General features: G+C 43.0%; 19 protein-coding genes and 1 pseudogene. 16 read left to right on the forward strand and 4 right to left on the reverse strand.

Features of this window, described 5'->3' with window-relative positions:
- The first annotated feature begins 190 nt into the window (after positions 1–190).
- From ACHUGF_RS08995 to ACHUGF_RS09020, 6 genes are all read left to right on the forward strand, one after another.
- Positions 191–1,081, forward strand: a complete 891-nt coding sequence (locus tag ACHUGF_RS08995; protein ID WP_394130524.1) for an ion transporter — start codon at positions 191–193, stop codon at positions 1,079–1,081.
- 164 nt (positions 1,082–1,245) lie between these two features.
- Positions 1,246–2,637, forward strand: coding sequence for a UDP-N-acetylmuramate:L-alanyl-gamma-D-glutamyl-meso-diaminopimelate ligase (gene mpl / locus ACHUGF_RS09000; RefSeq protein ID WP_394130526.1), 1,392 nt, complete (start codon positions 1,246–1,248; stop codon positions 2,635–2,637).
- A 72-nt stretch (positions 2,638–2,709) separates the two neighbouring features.
- Positions 2,710–3,369 carry a flavin prenyltransferase UbiX gene (locus ACHUGF_RS09005; RefSeq protein ID WP_394130528.1) on the forward strand — a complete coding sequence of 220 codons (660 nt, stop codon included), beginning with the start codon at positions 2,710–2,712 and terminating at the stop codon, positions 3,367–3,369.
- Positions 3,370–3,376: 7 nt separating this feature from the next.
- Entirely contained in the window at positions 3,377–3,907 is a 531-nt protein-coding gene (gene hpt / locus ACHUGF_RS09010; protein ID WP_394130529.1) for a hypoxanthine phosphoribosyltransferase, read from the forward strand.
- 67 nt (positions 3,908–3,974) lie between these two features.
- Positions 3,975–4,910 carry an ABC transporter ATP-binding protein gene (locus ACHUGF_RS09015; RefSeq protein ID WP_394130531.1) on the forward strand — a complete coding sequence of 312 codons (936 nt, stop codon included), beginning with the start codon at positions 3,975–3,977 and terminating at the stop codon, positions 4,908–4,910.
- Complete coding sequence (locus ACHUGF_RS09020; RefSeq protein ID WP_394130533.1) at positions 4,910–5,680, forward strand: ABC transporter permease; 771 nt, start codon at positions 4,910–4,912, stop codon at positions 5,678–5,680. The genes ACHUGF_RS09015 and ACHUGF_RS09020 overlap by 1 nt, the downstream gene beginning before the upstream one ends.
- A gap of 72 nt (positions 5,681–5,752) precedes the next feature.
- Here ACHUGF_RS09020 and ACHUGF_RS09025 read toward each other — a convergent pair whose 3' ends face one another.
- Both ACHUGF_RS09025 and ACHUGF_RS09030 read right to left on the reverse strand, forming a co-directional pair.
- On the reverse strand, positions 5,753–6,592 hold the full coding sequence (locus ACHUGF_RS09025) for a leucine-rich repeat domain-containing protein (protein WP_394130535.1): 840 nt from the start codon (positions 6,590–6,592) through the stop codon (positions 5,753–5,755).
- Positions 6,593–6,997: 405 nt separating this feature from the next.
- The gene (locus ACHUGF_RS09030) at positions 6,998–7,393 is read right to left on the reverse strand and encodes a hypothetical protein (protein WP_394130537.1); all 396 of its coding nucleotides are present in this window, start codon (positions 7,391–7,393) and stop codon (positions 6,998–7,000) included.
- 337 nt (positions 7,394–7,730) lie between these two features.
- On the opposite strand from ACHUGF_RS09030, the gene dbpA reads away from it, so the two are divergent.
- Together dbpA and ACHUGF_RS09040 are read left to right on the forward strand one after the other, a co-directional pair.
- A complete protein-coding gene (dbpA, locus tag ACHUGF_RS09035; RefSeq protein WP_394130636.1) occupies positions 7,731–9,050 on the forward strand; it encodes an ATP-dependent RNA helicase DbpA in 1,320 nt (439 codons plus the stop codon).
- Positions 9,047–9,616, forward strand: a complete 570-nt coding sequence (locus ACHUGF_RS09040) for a GNAT family N-acetyltransferase (RefSeq protein ID WP_394130538.1) — start codon at positions 9,047–9,049, stop codon at positions 9,614–9,616. Before dbpA ends, ACHUGF_RS09040 begins: the two co-directional genes overlap by 4 nt.
- Before the next feature lie 50 nt (positions 9,617–9,666).
- On the opposite strand, the gene ACHUGF_RS09045 is transcribed toward ACHUGF_RS09040, so the two are convergent.
- Complete coding sequence (locus ACHUGF_RS09045) at positions 9,667–9,834, reverse strand: hypothetical protein (protein ID WP_394130540.1); 168 nt, start codon at positions 9,832–9,834, stop codon at positions 9,667–9,669.
- A 251-nt stretch (positions 9,835–10,085) separates the two neighbouring features.
- Complete coding sequence (locus tag ACHUGF_RS09050) at positions 10,086–10,844, reverse strand: hypothetical protein (protein WP_394130542.1); 759 nt, start codon at positions 10,842–10,844, stop codon at positions 10,086–10,088.
- A 203-nt stretch (positions 10,845–11,047) separates the two neighbouring features.
- On the opposite strand from ACHUGF_RS09050, the pseudogene ACHUGF_RS09055 reads away from it, so the two are divergent.
- From ACHUGF_RS09055 to ACHUGF_RS09090, 8 genes and pseudogenes are all read left to right on the forward strand, one after another.
- Positions 11,048–11,149, forward strand: a pseudogene (locus tag ACHUGF_RS09055) (heme utilization protein HutZ); the annotation flags it as partial.
- Between the two features lie 296 nt (positions 11,150–11,445).
- The gene (locus ACHUGF_RS09060; protein WP_394130544.1) at positions 11,446–12,501 is read left to right on the forward strand and encodes a DUF3626 domain-containing protein; all 1,056 of its coding nucleotides are present in this window, start codon (positions 11,446–11,448) and stop codon (positions 12,499–12,501) included.
- A 140-nt stretch (positions 12,502–12,641) separates the two neighbouring features.
- On the forward strand, positions 12,642–14,420 hold the full coding sequence (cydD, locus tag ACHUGF_RS09065) for a heme ABC transporter permease/ATP-binding protein CydD (protein ID WP_394130546.1): 1,779 nt from the start codon (positions 12,642–12,644) through the stop codon (positions 14,418–14,420).
- Positions 14,420–16,114 (forward strand): heme ABC transporter ATP-binding protein/permease CydC, encoded by a 1,695-nt coding sequence (gene cydC / locus ACHUGF_RS09070; protein WP_394130548.1) that lies wholly within the window; start codon positions 14,420–14,422, stop codon positions 16,112–16,114. Before cydD ends, cydC begins: the two co-directional genes overlap by 1 nt.
- 249 nt (positions 16,115–16,363) lie before the next feature.
- The gene (locus tag ACHUGF_RS09075; protein ID WP_394130550.1) at positions 16,364–17,728 is read left to right on the forward strand and encodes a Na(+)-translocating NADH-quinone reductase subunit A; all 1,365 of its coding nucleotides are present in this window, start codon (positions 16,364–16,366) and stop codon (positions 17,726–17,728) included.
- Positions 17,728–18,942, forward strand: a complete 1,215-nt coding sequence (locus tag ACHUGF_RS09080) for an NADH:ubiquinone reductase (Na(+)-transporting) subunit B (protein ID WP_394130551.1) — start codon at positions 17,728–17,730, stop codon at positions 18,940–18,942. Before ACHUGF_RS09075 ends, ACHUGF_RS09080 begins: the two co-directional genes overlap by 1 nt.
- Positions 18,932–19,702: a Na(+)-translocating NADH-quinone reductase subunit C gene (locus tag ACHUGF_RS09085; protein WP_394130552.1), complete on the forward strand. Its 771-nt coding sequence runs from the start codon at positions 18,932–18,934 to the stop codon at positions 19,700–19,702. The genes ACHUGF_RS09080 and ACHUGF_RS09085 overlap by 11 nt, the downstream gene beginning before the upstream one ends.
- Positions 19,699–20,319, forward strand: a complete 621-nt coding sequence (locus ACHUGF_RS09090) for an NADH:ubiquinone reductase (Na(+)-transporting) subunit D (protein WP_394130554.1) — start codon at positions 19,699–19,701, stop codon at positions 20,317–20,319. Before ACHUGF_RS09085 ends, ACHUGF_RS09090 begins: the two co-directional genes overlap by 4 nt.

Raw genomic sequence — 20,319 nt, forward strand, 5'->3', positions numbered from 1 at the left:
TTTAATGTTTACCCTCAATGGCAGCTTTGATAAATAAAGATTAATTCTGCAATTATCCCATAGCATATTAAGCTAAATTTAAGCTGAGGCACTTACCCTCCACCGCCTAAAATAAAACCAGTTCCTTATACAGCGTTAAATGAACTAATGCTGTGAAGTTTTTTGTTATTTTGAAAGTAAAGGTTAGATTTTGACTGAGATATCCACCACTAAAACCGCCAGTATTTACAGCAAACTCAAAAAGGTCGATCAGAGTAAAGCTTTTCAGGGCTTTGTTATCTTCGTGATTATTGTGTCTGCATTATCTATTGGTGCTCACACCTATCATCTTCCTGGATGGTTAGAAAAAAGCTTGAATGTGCTTGATGTTGCAATTACAGCATTCTTCTTGTTTGAACTGATCATCCGCTATATGGCCAGTGACAATACCAAGTCCTTTTTCTCTAAAGGCTGGAATATTTTCGATACTGTGATTGTGATTGGTAGCTTAATCCCTTTAGGTGGTTCAACCATATTACTGGCGCGTTTGCTCAGAATTTTCAGGGTCTTGCGTCTGGTGTCTATGGTGCCAGAACTCAGAATGCTGATTAATGCCTTACTCAGAGCGATTCCTCGCATGGGGTATATCGGGCTCTTAATGTTTGTGATTTTTTATATCTACGGCGCGATTGGAAGCATGTTCTTCAGTCATATCAATGACTTTTTATGGGGGGATGTGTCCATTGCGATGTTGACCTTATTCAGGGTATCGACCTTTGAGTCATGGACGTCAATTATGTATGAAACCATGGAAGTCTACCCACTGAGCTGGATTTATTTCTTAACCTTTATCTTCTTAACCACCTTTATTTTCTTAAATATGATGGTCGGTACCGTGTTAGATGTGATGGGTGAAGAAACCAAAATTATGCATCAACAGCAAGATGAGGTAGTAACCGAGCCAGAAGTAGAACAGCCTCATCGCTCAACAAACCATAGCAATGAACAAGCTGAGAAAGATGAACAAATCAGGTTACTGCACGAGAAGATAGATAAGCTGACTGACATTGTTGCCCAGCAACAAGCGCAGTCCATACGATAAAAATGAGCATTAATAGCTAATTTTAAAGGCGAGCGGTTAATTGAAAGTTTTACCTTGAGGTTAACCCTTGCTGACTTATTGAGTTGTTTCAGCAGACTTCACTGACATCAGCGTCCAAGTTAGATTAGAATAGCAGCCAACAAATAAATTATCAGAGCCAAGCCATGCACGTACATATATTAGGGATTTGCGGCACATTCATGGGCGGTTTAGCCTTGTTAGCCCGCGCGATGGGGCACAAGGTAACGGGCAGTGATGCCAATGTTTACCCACCGATGAGTACTCAGCTTGAGCAGCAAGGCATTGAGCTAATTCAAGGGTTTGATCCTGCTCAGCTGGGTAAAGAAGGTGTTGACCAACCTGATGTTGTGGTGATTGGTAATGCCATGAGCCGCGGTAACCCCTGCGTTGAAGCGGTATTGAATCGTGGTATTAAATACACTTCTGGGCCGCAATTTTTATCTGAACATATTCTGCCTCAGCGTTGGGTGCTGGCGGTATCAGGCACGCACGGTAAAACATCAACTTCAAGCATGCTCGCATGGATATTGGAATATTGCGGTTATGAACCGGGTTTTTTGATTGGTGGTGTGCCGCAAAATTTTGGTGTATCGGCGCGTTTGGGTAACTCTCCTTTCTTTGTTGTTGAAGCTGATGAATATGACAGTGCTTTTTTCGATAAACGCTCTAAGTTTGTCCATTACCAGCCACGTACTTTAGTGATAAATAACCTTGAATTTGATCATGCCGATATCTTTGCTGACTTAGCGGCCATTCAGCGCCAGTTTAATCATGTGATCCGTACTGTACCTAGTGAAGGTAAAATCATTTGGCCTAAAGATGCTGATGCGGTGAAATTAGTATTAGAAATGGGCTGTTGGAGTGAACAAGAAACCTATAACCGCAGTGATGCAGACACCCAAGGCTGGCAAACTCGTGCATTAGCATCAGACGGTCATGAGTTTGAGGTTGTGTTTAATGGCGACTTACAAGGCACATTAAACTGGGGCTTACTCGGGCAGCATAATATTGAAAATGCGGTGATGGCGATTGCTGCAGCAAGGCATGTCGGTGTATTACCCGCGCAGGCCATTGAAGCACTCACTAAGTTCGAACCACCTAAGCGCCGCATGGAGTTACTCGACACTGTTAACGGTGTTGAAGTGTATGATGACTTCGCTCATCACCCCACTGCCATTACCACGACTTTACAAGGCTTGAGAGCAAAAGTGGGGCAAGGCAAAGTGATTGTTGTGCTGGAACCTCGCTCCAACACCATGAAACGCGGCATACATAAAGATACGCTGGCTCAATCCCTTTCATTGGCTGATGCTGCTTGGCTATATCAAGCGGGCAACGTGGATTGGGATATTGCCGCCAACATGTGCCATGCTGATATTCCTGTGGTGGTAAAAGATGATATCGACGCCATTGTTGAACAAGTGAGTCAGCAAGCTCAGAGTGGCGATACCATTGTGGTGATGAGTAACGGTGGTTTTAATGGTATTCACCAGCGTTTGATTGATGCTATTGCAGCTAATGCTACACAGGTCTAAATCCGCGCTAGTTTAAATAATAGTGCTTGGGCTATCGTCATTTCATTGCGATTGAAACAGCTAAGGATTTAAATGAGTTATAAAAAATGCGCGAACAGTATTAGCCTCGCTTGGACTGGCGCATCAGGTGCGCCTTATGGCCTAAAGCTGCTGTCGTGTTTATTGGCAGCGGATTATCAGGTGTTTTTAATGATTTCCAGTGCGGCAAGAGTGGTACTGGCTACTGAGCACGATGTGAAACTCAGTGCCAATCCTGAAAAAGCACGAGAGCAATTACTTGAATATTTTGATTCTCAGGCCTTGTCATTGAGTGGTGAATTACATGTATTAGGCAAAGATGAGTGGTTTTCACCGCCGGCATCAGGCAGCGCTGCACCGAAACAAATGGTGGTGTGTCCATGCTCGACAGGCACATTGGCCGCTATCGCAACCGGTATGAGCAATAATTTGCTAGAGCGTGCAGCCGATGTGGTATTAAAAGAACGTGGACAATTAATCCTAGTTCCGCGAGAAACTCCCTTTAGTGCCATACACTTAGAGCACATGCTGAGCTTAACACGCAATGGTGCGACCATCATGCCTGCTGCGCCTGGCTTTTATCATAATCCCAAATCGGTAGAAGATCTGGTAAACTTCATGGTTTCCCGAATTCTTGACCATTTGGGAATCGAACATGAATTAACGAGTCGCTGGGGATACGGACAGTCTCAGCCTCAGGATATCGACAACTGAGAAACATATGAAACACACCATTGAAGAGATGATTTCGGCAGAAGAAATCGACAAAACATTAGACGTGCTCGCTGAGCGTATTAACGCCCATTATGAAAACAGCGAACGCCTATTAATGGTTGGCCTATTAAAGGGCTCAGTCGTGTTTATGGCGGATCTTTGCCGCCGTATTAAAGGCCATGTAGAAATTGATTTCATGTCAGTATCTAGCTATGGCAATGCAATGACCAGTTCGCGTGATGTAAAAGTATTGAAAGATGTTCAATCTGATATTGCCGACCGTGATGTGTTAATTGTGGAAGATTTAATTGATTCAGGTAACACCTTAAGCAAAGTCCGTGAAATGCTGCTGTTACGTGAACCTAAGAGTCTTACCTTATGTACGCTACTAGATAAACCTGAGCGTCGTGAAGTGGATGTGCCTGTCGACTTTATTGGTATGAGCATACCTGATGAGTTTATTGTGGGTTATGGTATTGACTATGCAGAGCAATATCGTAATCTGCCCTACATTGCTAAAGTTGTGCCGTTAGATTAATTGCTAACATATCAATTAAGCTCCCGCACTTGCGGGAGTTTTTGTTTATTGACTAGAGGAATCCGCCATGGACGACAGTGCCAATGCATTGGTCATCAACAATCTTAAAAAAACCTACAAAAGTGGTGTTCAAGCCGTAAAATCACTCAGCCTTACCGTGCAGCAAGGTGACTTTTTCGCATTGCTTGGACCTAATGGTGCAGGTAAATCTACCACCATTGGCGTGATCAGCTCGTTAGTGCAAAAAACGCAAGGCCAAGTCAGTGTGTTTGGTTTTGATATCGACCAGCAGTTAGAACATGCAAAACTCTGCATTGGATTGGTGCCACAAGAATTCAACTTTAATCAGTTTGAAACTGTGCTGCAGATTGTGGTTAATCAAGCAGGCTATTACGGGGTGAAACGTGAAGTCGCCCTTGAGCGTGCAAAGAAGTATTTATCTCAGCTAGATTTGTGGGAAAAGCGCAATTCACAAGCTCGCCAATTGTCAGGCGGTATGAAGCGTAGGCTGATGATTGCAAGGGCACTAATGCATGAGCCCAAGTTATTGATTCTAGATGAGCCTACAGCGGGTGTTGATATTGAGCTGCGGCGCTCAATGTGGGATTTCTTGAAAAATATTAATGCGCAGGGTGTCACGATTATTCTAACGACGCATTATCTCGAAGAAGCAGAAATGCTGTGCCGCAATATTGGTATTATCGATCAGGGACTGCTGGTGGAATGTACCAGTATGAAGTCACTGTTGAGCAAATTAAATAAAGAAACCTTTATTTTGGATTTACGTAAGGACATCGATACTACGCCAGATTTAGGTGAGTTCAGTTGCCGCTTGGTGGATAGTCATACGTTAGAGGTTGATGTGGTTAAACAAGATAATATCAATGATGTTTTTACTCAATTGACTGCAGCCAACATTGAAGTGATGTCAATGCGTAATAAAGCTAACCGATTAGAAGAGTTATTTGTTGAATTGGTAGAGAAAGCCAAGGAGGCAAAATAATGAGACATCTCTATTTCACCGCATTTAAAAGCATCATTACCAAAGAAATTAACCGTTTCACCCGGATCTGGGTGCAAACCTTGGTCCCTCCCGCGATTACCATGACGTTATATTTTTTGATTTTTGGTAATTTGATAGGTAACCGAATTGGTGAAATGGGAGGCGTATCTTACATGGAATTCATTGCGCCAGGTTTGATTATGATGTCAGTCATCACTAACTCATATTCTAATGTAGCTTCATCATTTTTCAGTGCCAAAATGCATGGCAGTATTGAAGAAATCATGGTGGCGCCAGTGCCACATTACGTGATGATTGCTGGATATGTCGGTGGAGGTGTTGCCCGAGGACTAAGTGTGGGCTTGATTGTCACATTAGTGGCAATGTTCTTTGTGGATATGTCATTACATCATCTTGGTTTAGTCATTTTGACCGTGTTTTTAACCTCAGTGCTATTTGCCTTAGGGGGATTAATCAACGCGGTATTTGCTAAAAGCTTTGATGACATCAGTATTATTCCAACATTCATTCTTACGCCGCTCACCTACCTCGGTGGTGTGTTCTACTCGTTGTCGCTTTTACCAAGCTTTTGGCAAGGTGTGTCGGCATTGAACCCAGTGGTGTATATGATCAATGTATTCCGCTATGGCTTCTTAGGTTTTGCTGATATGAGCGTGCCATTATCATTTGCCATTATGGTGGGCTTTTGTGCCGCCTTATGGTTTGTTGCTTATTACTTAATTTCACGTGGTATTGGATTACGCAGTTAATTATTTCGTCGCGTAATGAACCCAAGTAAAAAGGACTCAGATGAGTCCTTTTTGTTTGGGTTAGGTTTAGCCTTAAAAGCTAAGATTATCTATCCAGTCTATCGTAGTTAAGTAATCAAGTGTGGCTTGATCAAAAGGGTTGTTATCTAATCTCACCCTTTGCAATTGCCTATTGGCATTTAAATTAATCGTGGTAAGTGAGTTTAGTTCGGCTGAAAATGTTTTTAGCTGAGTATTGTTAGTTAAATCAATTAACTGCAAGCCAGTAAGACCGATAGAAAGTGTTTCTAAATTGATATTTTGTTGCAGATTGATAGGACTTAAATCATTCATATCTAATAGCAATGTTCGTAAATTTTGATTATCTGAAACATCTATAGTAGACAAGTTATTATCCATGACATTGAGGGTTTCTAGTTGAGGGGTATTATAAATATTGAGGTCACTCATATTGTTAGATACGGCATAAATAGTTTTGAGATTAGTTAAGTTTGCCAACTCCAATTGCTCAACAGTGTTCCACCAAAGGTATACACCGGTCAGCACATGGTTTTCAGAGAGGTGCAAACTGCTTAATTGCCTATTCGCTGATAAGTTAATTTCTTCTAATGTACTGAATGAGGATAGGTCAATATCCCTCGCTCCACTTGAAGAGATCTCTAATTCTTTTAAGCTGGTAAATATGGCCATTTCTTCGATGCCTTGTGCATCTAAATCACTACCACTGCATGAGAACGCCTGTATATCAGTAATGTTTTCCCAGCCATGTCTGTCTCTGAGTACATCAAAACAAGTTTGAACCGTTGCAGATTCAAATCTGATTGAATCCAGTTCATTTAGCTCATCGGAGTCATTACACGCTATTAAAGTCGATGCCATTGATAGCGAGAGTAAGATTTTTCCATACTTCATTGTCGTCATCCTTTAACTCAATACTGGTCATTATTCTGAGTAAAAAAATAGGCAGGATAAATAGGCGTTTTTTTAAACTATCAAGGTGTAATATTTGTTACTTATTTGTGATTGGGTTGAGTGGGGTAAGCTGCTGTTTAACGCCGCTTATTTAGTGTTTTTCACTTGAGAGGTGGTAGGAGATTTGTGTATCTACTATTGCGGTGGATACAAAATGAATCAGATGTATCAAATAGGCAATCAGTTGTTTTGTGCGGGCACGATATATGTGTTGAGTGCGGCATAGTTGGTGATATTTGCTTACTCTTAAATGAATCTAATACCTAAGCGTATCTGCTTCTTAAGCACACGTTTGTCAGCAAGAGTAAGCGAGTAAATTGGAGTATGGACTGGTTATACTGCTATTTATACTTCTATGAGCAGCATTTGTTTATTTAGCCATTCCAGTGCAGTTTCTGCGTTAGTAAAGGTTCCTATGTTGTCGGCACGCATGGAAGGTGATTGGTTTTTTAAGATGGTTGCCATTATCTTGGCATTAAATACCAATGCTTTAGCTGCCATGTTGTTCTTTTCCATCCAAATATTATATTTATCTAATGCGGCATAGGCTTCAGGTGTACCGCCAAGTACTTCACTGCTATCTACAATAATACCAAAAGGCTTCCCATCGAATGACTTGACCAGTTTCATCACTTCATAGGTGTAGGCTTTAGCCCCTTCTTCGTTATAAGAACCCATCATTTTGGTATGAATGATATTACCTGTTACTGAGATTTGATACTCACCATGTGCTTCTTGCATACAACTACCTCTTACTTGCGACAAAGCTTTGTTATTTTGATTTGGTGTGGCTGACATAAGCCGTTAATTATGTATTGATTAACATTGATATAACAACTGGCTTAAAGTGTAAAGTACTGAACAGATTTATCAGCAAATTGGCTCGATAATTGATACAATAATAAGACTCGGCCAAGGTTAAGACTGAATAGTTCTCCTTGGCTGAGTCATTTCTATCTCTGATTTTGTTTTTGCTCATTCCAAGGGGTCTACTTTGAGTCAATCATCCAACCAGAATGCAGATACTGCATTTGCCACTTTGCCTTTAAAACCGGCGCTGCTTGAAAATCTCAAAACCATGAAGTTTGATGCTATGACCCCAATCCAAGCACAGAGCTTGCCATTGATTTTGGCGGGCGACGATGTGATTGCGCAAGCAAAAACAGGTTCAGGTAAAACTGCTGCATTTGGCTTAGGGCTTCTGCATCGATTTGATGTGAAGCGTTTTCGTATTCAAGCGATGGTGTTATGTCCCACGCGAGAATTAGCCGACCAAGTCGCCAAAGAAATTCGTACTCTGGCACGAGGCATTCATAACGTTAAGGTATTAACCTTGTGTGGTGGTGTGCCTATGGGGCCGCAAATTGGTTCGCTTGAACATGGCGCACACATTATTGTTGGTACGCCAGGGCGGATTGTGGATCACCTTGATCGCAACCGTTTAGATCTTAGCCATGTCAGCATGCTTATTTTAGATGAAGCTGACCGTATGCTTGAAATGGGTTTTCAAGATCATCTTGATCAAATTGTTTCGCGCACCCCACATGAACGCCAAACATTATTGTTTAGCGCAACTTTCCCTGAGCAAATTCAGACCATTGCCAACCAAATCATGTATAAGCCAAATATGGTGAAAGTTGAATCAACCCATGATGATGTGACGATTGAGCAGCAGTTCTATCTTGTTGATGACAATCAAGGACGGTTGGATGCGTTAGAGTTGTTATTGCTTGATAAACAACCTAAAAGCGCAGTGGTATTTTGTAATACTAAGCGTGAAACGCAGAAGGTAGCAGATACACTCGCCGATAAAGGCTTCAGCGTACTGGCTTTACATGGTGATTTAGAGCAGCGTGATAGAGATAAAATGTTGCTGCAATTTGCCAATAAGAGTGCGCGCATTTTGGTTGCGACAGATGTTGCTGCACGTGGCTTAGACATTGATAACTTAGACGCCGTATTTAATTACCATATTGCTTACGACACAGAAGTGCATATTCATCGTATTGGCCGTACAGGCCGCGCTGGCAGCACAGGGGTTGCATACACCTTTTTTAGCCACGATGACGGCTATAAAATGTCATTGATTGAAGATGCGCTGAAGTTTGAAGTGGTGGAGTCAAGTTTACCGCCAATGAGTGTATTAAATAAGCAGCCACAATCAGCCGATATGATCACTATTCAAATCGACTCAGGTAAGAAACACAAGTTACGTCCTGGTGATATTGTGGGTGGGTTAACTGGCGACAATGGTATTGCTGGCGATCAAATTGGCAAAATTAAAGTCACTGATATTCGCTCTTACGTTGCAGTTGAACGCAGTGTGGCAAACAAAGCGTTAAAGAAACTGACCCAAGGTAAGGTAAAAGGCAAAACACTCAGAGCTTGGTTTTTGTGATCCCAGCACCGACACTGACGGTAGAACAACTTCAAATTCGGCCTTTTACAGAGGCCGATTTAGTCAGCTTTGCCCGATATCGAGCAATACCAGAGGTTGCCCGATACCAAAGTTGGTCTAATTACAGTTTATTGGATGCTAAGCGATTATTAGCAAACAGCCATTATGACCAGTTTGCCCAAGCAGGGAAGTGGTACCAGCTTGCGATTGTTGATAAGAATAGCCAGCAATTACTTGGGGATGTGGCGCTGCATTTTATTGATGACGGCGCTGAATTACCGACAACCCATCAGCAGGTTGAAATTGGCTTTACTTTAGCACCTGAATACCAAGGGAAAGGCATAGCCAGTTTGGCAGTGAAGCGCGTGTTAGCTTATCTATTTAATGAGTTAAGCAAGCATCGCGTTGTAGCCACCACAGATACCCGCAATGTTGCATCTTGGCAGTTGTTACAAAGGTTAGGTTTTCGCCGTGAAGCCCATTTTAAACACAACATATTTTTCAAAGGCGAGTGGGGCGATGAATATCAATACGCCCTGTTAGCGACAGAGTTTGAAGCGACATAGTTTTTAAGACGTAGTTTTTACGACAGAGTTTGAAGCGACTAAAGCCTCAACTAACTGCTGAAAAGCACTAGCCCAAGCTTAATCGATGTAATGATGCTGACATAGCCAAGTAATTGGATTGAACGGCGTCGGCGGATGGGGAGTAATTCTTTAATCACTTCTTTGTGTATCTCTTTCCTCGTCTCTTTACCTTCCACTGTTTTGCTTGTGATCTCCACTCACTTTGCTTGCCAATATAGTAGCCACAGAATATTGATCTGGTAGAGGCGATCGTCCAACTCAAACTGCAGTTTTCTACATGGCAACCCATACAAATAACCCTGAAAGATTAAATTGGGCGGTGCATCATTAGCCGTTTGATAACTGAGACTCAATTGAGTATTGAGTCTGTTATAGCTTACGTACAACTTATGATGCCCTAAAGTATGCTGAGCGTGCTGAATCCACTTACTCATCCCATTTGTTAATCTTATTCGTCCTCAGGATCAGGCTTATATTCACTGAGCATGTAAAACAAGGTGCCTTCTTCCGTGCCAAATAATGTTGAATAACTGCTGACACTTCGACCATGATTGAGCTGCTGAAAACCTGCACTAACATCCATCCATGCTTGCGGCGCTAATTCATAGCCGCGAATTTCGCAGGTCGATTGCTTACAGTTGATGCTATCTATTTTTAAGTTATGCCCTTGTGGATGGTTATCAATCAAATCTTGAAATGACTGCTCTTCATTGGTTGCCCATTCACTATCGATTTCTGCTTGATGGTGGCGCTGGAAAATTTCGACCATGTCACCGTCTTGTTTAGCGATAATATCTGCAAACGGGGAAGGGATATATTGCTCAACGGCTTCGAGGCTGAGTGTCAAAGGTTCATCATGAAAAGGCGTTGCGGCTGCAGTTTCATCCATTTCAACCTCTTCATAAGCAATCTCTACCTGCTGCTCTAATAGGCCTAGGGATGATTGCATTGAAGCAATAAGACTATCCTTTTGGGCAAGTTCAGATCGTAATTGTTGGATTTCTGATTTTAACTTACCAATCAACAATTGCGACTCTTGTTCTAGGTTAGTTGCCAAGGTTGAAGGCCCTTGCTGTAGCGATTCAGTCGGTATGGTTTGCTCAGGATTGGAGGTTGATGATAATTTAGCCTTACCGATTTGAAGTCCAACAAATAGGCTACCAAGCGCTAGCAGTAAGGCCGTGATAAATAAGGTGCTATGTTTCATGTATCTTCCGTGATTGAGATGATTAATTTGTTTAGTCAGTAACTGAGTGACGTGTATTATTTACTTTGACTCAAAAAGTAGTCAGTGACAATCTATTTGTTTTATTAAAATGAAAAAATAGGATGAGGTAAACCCCATCCTATTTCTTAAATCTCCGTTGAGTAAAACTTTGGATAGCTGACTCGCAATTGCAGTGGGGGGGTAAAGGGTTCGGACAAGCTTTTAGTTTATCAGGCGCCGAGTTGCTTGATGTTGACTGGAAGCGAGATGGTCACCATGGCACGCCCAAAGAGGTGGTGGCTTAACGCTCTTTTTCGATAAAGATTACTCATGTTTATCTGTCGGTGATGGGCGGTCTATGAAAGCCGATTCATGCTTTTTCGCTACCTCATTACTTAATACTAAGCTGATGTAATGCGCTATCAATGCGCATTGCATCAGCTTTTTTATTGGCTCATATATGCTCATCATTTTACAAAACGAAGTTTGTTGGTGAGTCTTGGTGAAATTCCATTAATGTTTCATGTGATTATTGCAAATAGAACATACAATGAAGTGACTACCCTATAGATTTTCTCGTTCTGCAATAAGGATATAACGAATGAGTAAGCAGGCACTCTCACATATTGAAACGCTAGCACAGCCCATGTGTGAGCAAGCTAATCATGTGATTAAGAATGTGTTGCTGATGTCAAATGTGTCGCACCAAAGGCTGCATGTTGCTCAACGTGCCTTGTATCAACATGGACGCATCGCCTTTCATTTCCATCCGGATCGTGTTGATAGTCGCGGTCTTAATGTAACGCAGGGCTTACTCAAAGATGGCGCCTATAAAAGCCAATTCGAAACCCATACCTCTAATGGTCATTTGTCACCTGAGCTGGGTGGCAGTCGTGACCATTGGGAGAATCAATTATTTGGTGGGGTATATGCTGGTGTTAAACATCGTCCCAAATATGGCGCGTTAGATTTAGGATTAAATCCGATAGGGCCCGCGCCGCGATTTGGAAGCTGTTATTTTGTATCGTCGCCGAAATTACTTCATCGTGCCACGTTCAGTTATCTGGATTCTTACCGTCTACCGAAAGAAAAAGCCACGATTAACAGCTTTGAAGTCATCATGGCTGCGTTATTGAGTGAGGCGTTTGAAAGGCAGTCTGCTATCGGGGTTCACCCTTTTAAACCTGAAGAAGTGATTGCACACTTTGAACAGTTATCTAATGACCTTGATTTGCGTTTTTCACGGCAGGCTTCGGCGAATTTAGATCATTATATTGAAGCGCAGGTTCATGGTGATATAAGCCTTGATACAGACATTGATTTACTTGTGGCCGATCCGCATTTTAAAGAAACGCCAATAGCGTCACTATTAAATCAAATTGCGCAGCAATATCGTATTCGTTTGTGTTATCACTCGGGCTATCAAATGTTAGCGTCTGAAGTGCCGAATAACTTTCGTGGTGCCAGTATGCCTAGCTTGGCACAAAAGCTGGCATGCAACGGTAAGGTAACACCTTTACAGCTTGGTCAGGCTGCGCAAGCATTAGTGAGTCAAACGAGTTCATGGAGTGAGCGTGGTGCCCATGAAAAAAGTCTACAACAACTTAAATTACTTTGGCATGTGCTGGTAAAATACGGTGTAAAAAACACCGCTTAGTACGGTATTTATCCGTCCCTCTCACATTTATTATTGGCAAACTGTGAATCAGTTAACATTTATGTGTGCTTGAGTGTTAACTGCGCAATGGTACTGCGATACTCGGGGCCATATTACCGCGTAATGCTGTTAAGGAATTCATGGATAAGCCGTTAGAAAAGTCATTAACACAATGGCTCAAAGGTCAAAAAGCTGCTTGTGGTAGCTTTCTAAAATTATCAATTCTACTTGGCGTCGCCAATGGTTTTATCATCATTGCACAAGCTTACTGTTTAGCGACGATCTTACATGGCGTTATCATGGATAACGTGCCTATTGCCGAGTTTAGCAATGTGCTCTTGGGCTTAGTGGGATTAATCATTGCTAGAGCTTTAGTGGTTTACGCCCGTGAGCGAGTTTCGTTTGAGGCGGGTAAACGTTTAAGAGAGACCATCAGACAAGCTGTACTTGATAAGCTGGTTGCGCTTGGTCCCGTATTTATTAAAGGCCGACCTGCAGGGGCTTGGGCTAGTATCGTGTTAGAGCAGGTTGAAGACTTACATGACTTCTATGCTAAGTATCTGCCTCAAATGATGTTGGCCGCCTTCATTCCGCTAATCATCTTAGTGTGTGTTTTTCCGCTTAACTGGGCTGCAGGTGTGGTGCTTGTTGCCACAGCACCATTAATTCCTATGTTTATGATTCTCGTCGGTATGGGTGCTGCCGATGCTAACCGTAAAAACTTCACTGCATTGTCGCGTTTAAGTGGCCACTTTATGGATCGCTTAAAAGGGCTTTCCACCCTAAAACTGTTTAACCGTGGTGAGTCGGAATTGACCAAGATTGAAACCGCCTCTGAAGATTTTCGAAGTCGCACCATGTCAGTGCTTAGAATGGCGTTTTTAAGTTCTGCTGTTTTGGAGTTTTTTGCTGCGTTATCGATAGCGGTATTAGCCGTGTACTTTGGCTTTAGTTATCTAGGGCATCTGGACTTTGGTCACTATGGTGTAGGGATAAGCTTATTTACCGGCTTGTTTATTTTGATTTTAGCGCCAGAGTTTTATCAACCTCTGCGTGATTTAGGCGCGCATTACCATGCCAAAGCACAAGCCATTGGCGCTGCTGAATCTTTGGTTGAACTACTGAATACCCCCGTTCAGCGAGATGATAACGTTGAGATGATGTCTGAGCAAAGCTTAGACTTGTCACAGGTTGCCATTGAAGCTAAAAATTTACAGGTATATAGCCAAGATGGTACCTGTTTATTAGGGCCTATTTCTTTCAAGGTGGATGCACAACATCATGTGGCGATTGTCGGGCCAAGTGGAGCTGGGAAAACTACGTTAATTAACGCGCTACTTGGTTTCTTGCCGTATCGTGGCACTCTAACCATTAACCAACAACCATTAAGTCGTATTCCTTTGCCCTATTGGCGTCAGCATTTGGCTTGGTTAGGCCAAGACCCTCAGTTATTTCACGGTACCTTGCGAGATAATGTTGCATTGGGTAACCCGCAGTTATCAGATGAACAAATCCACGCCTTACTTGAACAAGCGAATATCAGTGAGTTTGTTACTCAACATGCACAAGGTTTAGACCTGCGCATTAATGATCAAGCCGGCGGTGTTTCAGTTGGGCAAGCTCAGCGTATTGCACTGGCGCGGGCATTAGCGCAACAAGCAAGTATATTTGTGCTGGATGAACCCACAGCAAGTTTAGATGAGCAAAGTGAGCAGTTAGTGCAAGCGGCACTAACAAAAGCCATGCAGCATAAAACTTGTGTGATGATCACCCATAGGCTCGATGAACTAACACACATGAACAATGTGATTGTGTTAGATAAAGGGCAAATTGCTCAGCAGGGCAGTGCACAACAATTAACGGCAGATAAGCATGGGTTGTTTGCACAAATGCTCAATGATGAACAGGAGGCTGTGTAATGAAAGTCTTGTTGCCTTTTATTAAATTATTCAGTCGTCAATGGGTCATGATGGGTGTGGGCTTGTTGTTAACCTTTCTTACCTTGTTAGCGGGTATCGGCCTGTTGTCGTTATCGGGCTGGTTCCTATCAGCCACTGCAGTGGCGGGCTTAACCGTTGCCACCGCACAAGCGTTTAACTTCTTCACACCTGCTGGTGGTGTGCGGTTTTTCTCTATTGCGCGTACGGCAAGTCGTTATGGAGAGCGTTTAGCCACCCATGAAGCCACATTCAAGTTACTGACAGAGCTAAGGGTTTGGGCTTGGAAGAAGCTGCTGCCTTTAAGTGCAAAGAACTTACAAACCATCAGAAGCGGTGATCTACTCAATCGTTTGGTGGCTGATATTGATACCTTAGATCATTTGTATCTACGTTTAATCACACCCATGTCTGCCTCACTGTTGATGATAGCCGGACTGTATGCATTTATCGGCTGGTTTGATATTGGTTTAGCGAATGCACTGTGCTCGGTGTTATTGCTGGTTTGGATAATTGTACCGGTGATTTTTTATCATTTAGGCCAAGCACCGGGTGAAGCATTAATTACTCAACGTCAAACTTATCGCACTCAATTATTGGATGTGATTCAAGGGCAGGCTGAGTTAACCCTGTTCAATGCAAATAGCCGTTATCAAGCCACTTTAAATAAGGCTCAGCAAGCCCTGTTTGCTAGCCAATCTAAAATGGCGGCCATTACAGGCATGAGCCAAGCCATAGTTATTTTAGCTAATGGCTGTGCAGTTATCTTGATTATGTATCTTGCTGGTCAAGGTGTGGGGGACTATGTGCCACCTGGTCCAATGATGGCAATGGTGGTGTTTGCTGCCATGGCCAGCATTGAAATGTTGATGCCAATTGCGGGTGCATTCCAGCATCTTTCTAGTACTGTACTTGCGGCAAAACGTGTGACACAAGTAACTGAGCAGACGCCGGCTATTCCATTCTCAGACAGTGGCATAGATGAAGCCGCAGATGATGGTTGTTTATCACTGCAACACATTGATTTTGCATATGATGCTAACCACTCTGTGATGTCTAATTTATCCCTGACGATTAACACAGGAGAGAAAGTCGCTATCTTAGGCAAAACAGGTTGTGGTAAATCCAGTTTACTCAATTTAATTACTCGTGAATGGCAAGCACAGTCCGGCTCGATAACTTTGGCTGGCAAAGATATTAGCGACTACTCTCATGAAGCGCTGCGTAACTCAATGACCTTAGTGAGTCAGCGAATTTATTTATTTGCAGGCACCTTGAGAGACAATTTATTGATTGCCATCCCATACAAAAAAGGTGTGAAACGCAAAGCCTATGACGAGCGATTAACTGACGTGCTTGAGCAAGTGGGGTTAAGTGCCTTGTTGCAAGGTGATGAGCCACTCGATGCTTGGATTGGCGATGGTGGTCGTCAGTTATCTGGTGGGGAACAGCGCAGAATTGGTGTTGCTAGAGCATTGCTCAGAGATGCGCCTTTATTGCTATTAGATGAACCTACTGAAGGGCTAGATAAACGCACTGAGCGGGAAATATTGGCAATACTGTTAGCATTTGCGGCAGATAAAACCTTATTGATGATTACTCATCGAAAGGCAGGTTTATCACAAATGGACACCGTCTATCGTATGCAGCAAGGTCAGTTACAACCAGCTGAATAAGCGGCTTTATTAATTCTGTTACAAGTTGCTGTTTGGTTGATGTTTTTTAACATTAACCAAATACATCATTTTGTTATTAAAACTACAAATGTAACCAATTTGTACTGTTTTTAAGTGACCGCTCTCTCAGTTAGGCCGAATTGTGATGTATTAAAATTACATTTTAAACGGTTAATGTGATCTTGATCGGGAAATGTTTTTAACAAACACTTAAAATTGCACCATCTGATTTTTCATAAGGTGGTGTGAATGACAAGTTTCTCTCAACCTGTTATCACAATTAAGCGGGGGCTCGATATTCCTATTGCTGGTGAGCCCATTCAGCAAATTGAAGATACCAGCCCTCCTAAGCAAGTCGCCCTTATCGGTGAAGAGTATGTTGGCTTAAAACCAACCATGGCCGTTGAAGTTGGCGATCATGTGAAGCAAGGCCAAGTACTGTTTGAAGATAAAAAAACGCCAGGCGTAAAATTTACTGCGCCAGCCAGTGGTGTTGTATCGGCAATTAATCGCGGTGAACGACGTGTGTTGCAGTCAGTTGTCATTGATTGTGATGTGCAGCAACTAGCTTTGAGCTTTCGAGCTTATGAAGATTTATCGAGTCTGACCAAAGCTGAAGTGGTGGATAATCTTGTTGATAGTGGTTTATGGACCGCGCTTAGAACCCGACCCTTTTCTCGCGTACCGCAATTAGATGCTGTGGCAGCCGGTATTTTTGTCACGGCAATTGATACTAATCCACTTGCGGCCGATCCTCGACTAGTCATAGCCGAGCAGCAGAGTGCTTTTGAAGCAGGATTAAAAGTGCTGACCCATCTTACCGATGGCACAGTACATTTATGCCAAGATGATCAAGCACCATTAATTGATACGGCGATAGAAGGCGTTGAAATCTATCCTTTTGCTGGCGTTCATCCAGCAGGTCTGGTGGGTACGCACATTCATATGTTGCTGCCAGTCAATGTAGAGCGCCAAGTGTGGCACTTGAATTATCAAGATGTGATTGCATTTGGTCAGTTATTCACAACAGGTCAGTTAACCACCCAACGTGTTGTGTCTTTTGCTGGCCCTAATGTATTAAAGCCAAGATTGCTTCGTACCCACTTAGGCGCGCAGTTGAGCCCATTAATGCAAAATGAGCTGAATGACAGCCACTCCCGGGTTGTATCAGGCTCAATTTTGTCAGGCCATACTGCAGAAGCTGAGTACGATTATTTAGGTCGTTTTCATATGCAAATCACGGTGCTAACTGAAGATGAACAGCACCATGTATTGCCTTGGGTTCGCCGAGATACTAATAAGTTTTCTTTGACGGGTATCATGATGAATGGCTTTAGCCGCACCCGTAAATTATTTCAGTTTACCACTCATGCAGGTGGCTCTGCTCGGGCAATGATGGCGTTTGGTCAGCTGGCACGCATCATGCCATTGGATATTTTACCTACCTTGCTAGTGCGCGATCTCGTTGTACGTGATACTGACGAAGCGCAGTTGCTGGGCGCGTTAGAACTGGATGAAGAAGATTTAGCCTTGTGCACCTTTGTTTGTCCTGGGAAGTATGACTTTGGTAAAGAGTTACGAGCTTGCCTTGATATCATTGAGAGGGAAGGTTAATGACTAAGCAAAAGAAACCTAACGTTCAAGATAGTTATTACGCACATGGCGGCTCGATGCGCCAATTTATGCGTTCATTGTGGATTGCTCATGGCCGCAGTACAAAAGGCCTAGTACATGTTCGTGATGCTATTGATGTAAAACGTACCATGCATATTGTTGGCATGTGCTTATTTCCAGCCTTGTTTTTCGGTATGTACAATTTGGGTGTCCAAGCCCAAGTCGCGATTATTGATGGTGCGGCTCAAGCAGATGCTTGGCAGCTAATCCCCTTTAGTGCACTATTTGGCCTGCTCACTGCTGAATCTGGCTTTTTTGCCAAAGCCGCCTATGGTGCCAGTTTCTATGTGCCTATTTATCTGATTACCTTGGTCGTCAGTTTATTTTGGGAAGTGATCTTTGCAAGAGTAAGACGCCAAGAACTTCATGAAGGCTTTTTTGTTACCGCTTTGCTGTTCTCGTTGATCATTCCCGTGGCGACTCCCATGTGGATCATCGCACTGGGTGTGACCTTTGGTGTGATTGTCGCCAAAGAGATGTTTGGTGGTATGGGATATAACTTCCTTAATCCAGCATTAGCAGGGTATGCGTTTATCTATTTTGGTTATCCAACAGAAGTTGCTTCGCTGAGCCAGTTTGTGGCTGTGGATGGTTTTGCTGGAGCAACAACCTTGACTGAAGCAGCATCAAGCAGGCAAATGATTTACGCCGATGTGAGCTGGTTTAGTGTGTTTAGCGATCCTAATTGGTGGAATGCATTTCTAGGATTTACACCCGGTTCTGTGGGCGAAACCAGTACGCTTGCACTGCTCTTGGGTGGCGGTATTTTGTTACTGACTCGCGTGGCAGACTGGCGTGTTGTGGCAGGTGTCATGGCAGGTATGATTATCACAGTATTGATTTTTAATGCTGTTGGCTCATCAAAAAATGCCATGTTTGCGATGCCTTGGACTTGGCATCTGGTCACTGGTGGTTTTGCCATCGGTATGATGTTTATGGCTACCGATCCTGTCACGGCCTCGTACACCCGAAATGCAAAATATGCCTATGGCTTAATGATTGGCTTTATGACGGTACTTATCCGTGTGCTGAACGTCAAAATGCCAGAGGGCATAATGTTGGCAATTCTGTTTACCAACCTGTGGGCACCATTATTCGATTACATGGTGGCACGTGCCAATATTAAACGGAGACTAAAACGCCATGGCAATTAAAAAAGATTCCGTGCTTGGCACTATGTTGTTCATTATCTGTTTGAGTTTAGTGTGCTCATTTATGATCACCGGTACGGCTGAGGTACTTAAAGAGCGTAAACTGGTGAAACAACGTGATGAAGTTCAGCGCTTTGTATTACGCTCTGCAGGCATTGAAGTCACCGATGATTTTCGTGAAACCTTTGCTCAACGCATTAAACCCAAATTACTCGAATTAGACACGGGTAAGTTGTCAGATAGAGACGCTATTTTAGACTTTGATGAGCGCATGGCAGCGATTAATCCTGACACATCAATGCAACCCGAAAAAGATTTAGCCAAGATTGGCCGCCGTGCTAATCAGGTCAGAATCTACCAAGTTTTTGATGAGAACAATCAATTATCTACTCTTGTTTTACCGGTTTACGGTAAAGGCTTGTGGTCGATTATTTATGGCTATGTTGCGGTAGAAATGGATTTAAATACCATTAAAAACATTACCTTTTATGAGCATGGTGAAACACCGGGTATTGCTGACTTTGTTACCGATTCAAGTTGGCTGTCATTGTGGCAAGGTAAGCAGTTGTTTGATGACAAGGGCAAGCTGGCCATTAAAGTCGTTAAAGGCGGTGCGGATGCGGGTGATATTCATGGTGTTGATGGGGTCAGTGGTGCAACTCGCACCGGTGTTGGTATTCAACGGGCTGTGCATTTTTGGTTTGGTGAAGAAGGTTATCAAACATTCTTTAGCCAGTTAGCGACAACTGGAGGTCAATCATGAATAAAGTTGTGACAACTAAGGACCTGTTGGCTACACCTATTTTTGCCAACAACCCGGTTGCGATGCAAGTACTGGGTGTGTGTTCTGCATTGGCTGTGAGTAACTCAATGCAAACCGCATTAGTCATGACGCTTGCAGTGACCTTTGTATTGGTATCATCCAATTTAATCATCTCGACTATCCGTCACTGGATCCCTAATAGTGTGCGAATTATCGCGCAAATGACCGTGATTGCCTCATTGGTGATCATCGTTGATATGGTTTTGCAAGATGTGGCCTATGAGCTGTCGAAACAGTTATCGGTGTTTGTTAGCTTAATTATCACCAACTGTATCATCATGGGCCGAGCTGAAGCCTTTGCGATGAAGTATCCGCCACATTTGGCGTTAGTGGATGCCGTAGGTAACTCACTCGGTTATGGCGTGATTTTGTTAGGGGTGGCTTTCTTCAGAGAGTTACTTGGTCGCGGCACGTTATTTGGTACTGAAATATTTAAAACCATTGATAACGGTGGCTGGTATTTAGAGAATGAAATGTTCACCTTACCACCAAGTGCGTTTTTCTTAATCGGTGTGATGATTTGGGCTATCCGAGTCGTACAGCGTAAGCGAGGATAA

The organism is Shewanella maritima, assembly GCF_043643735.1.
In the GTDB taxonomy this organism is placed as follows: Bacteria; Pseudomonadota; Gammaproteobacteria; order Enterobacterales; family Shewanellaceae; genus Shewanella; species Shewanella maritima_A.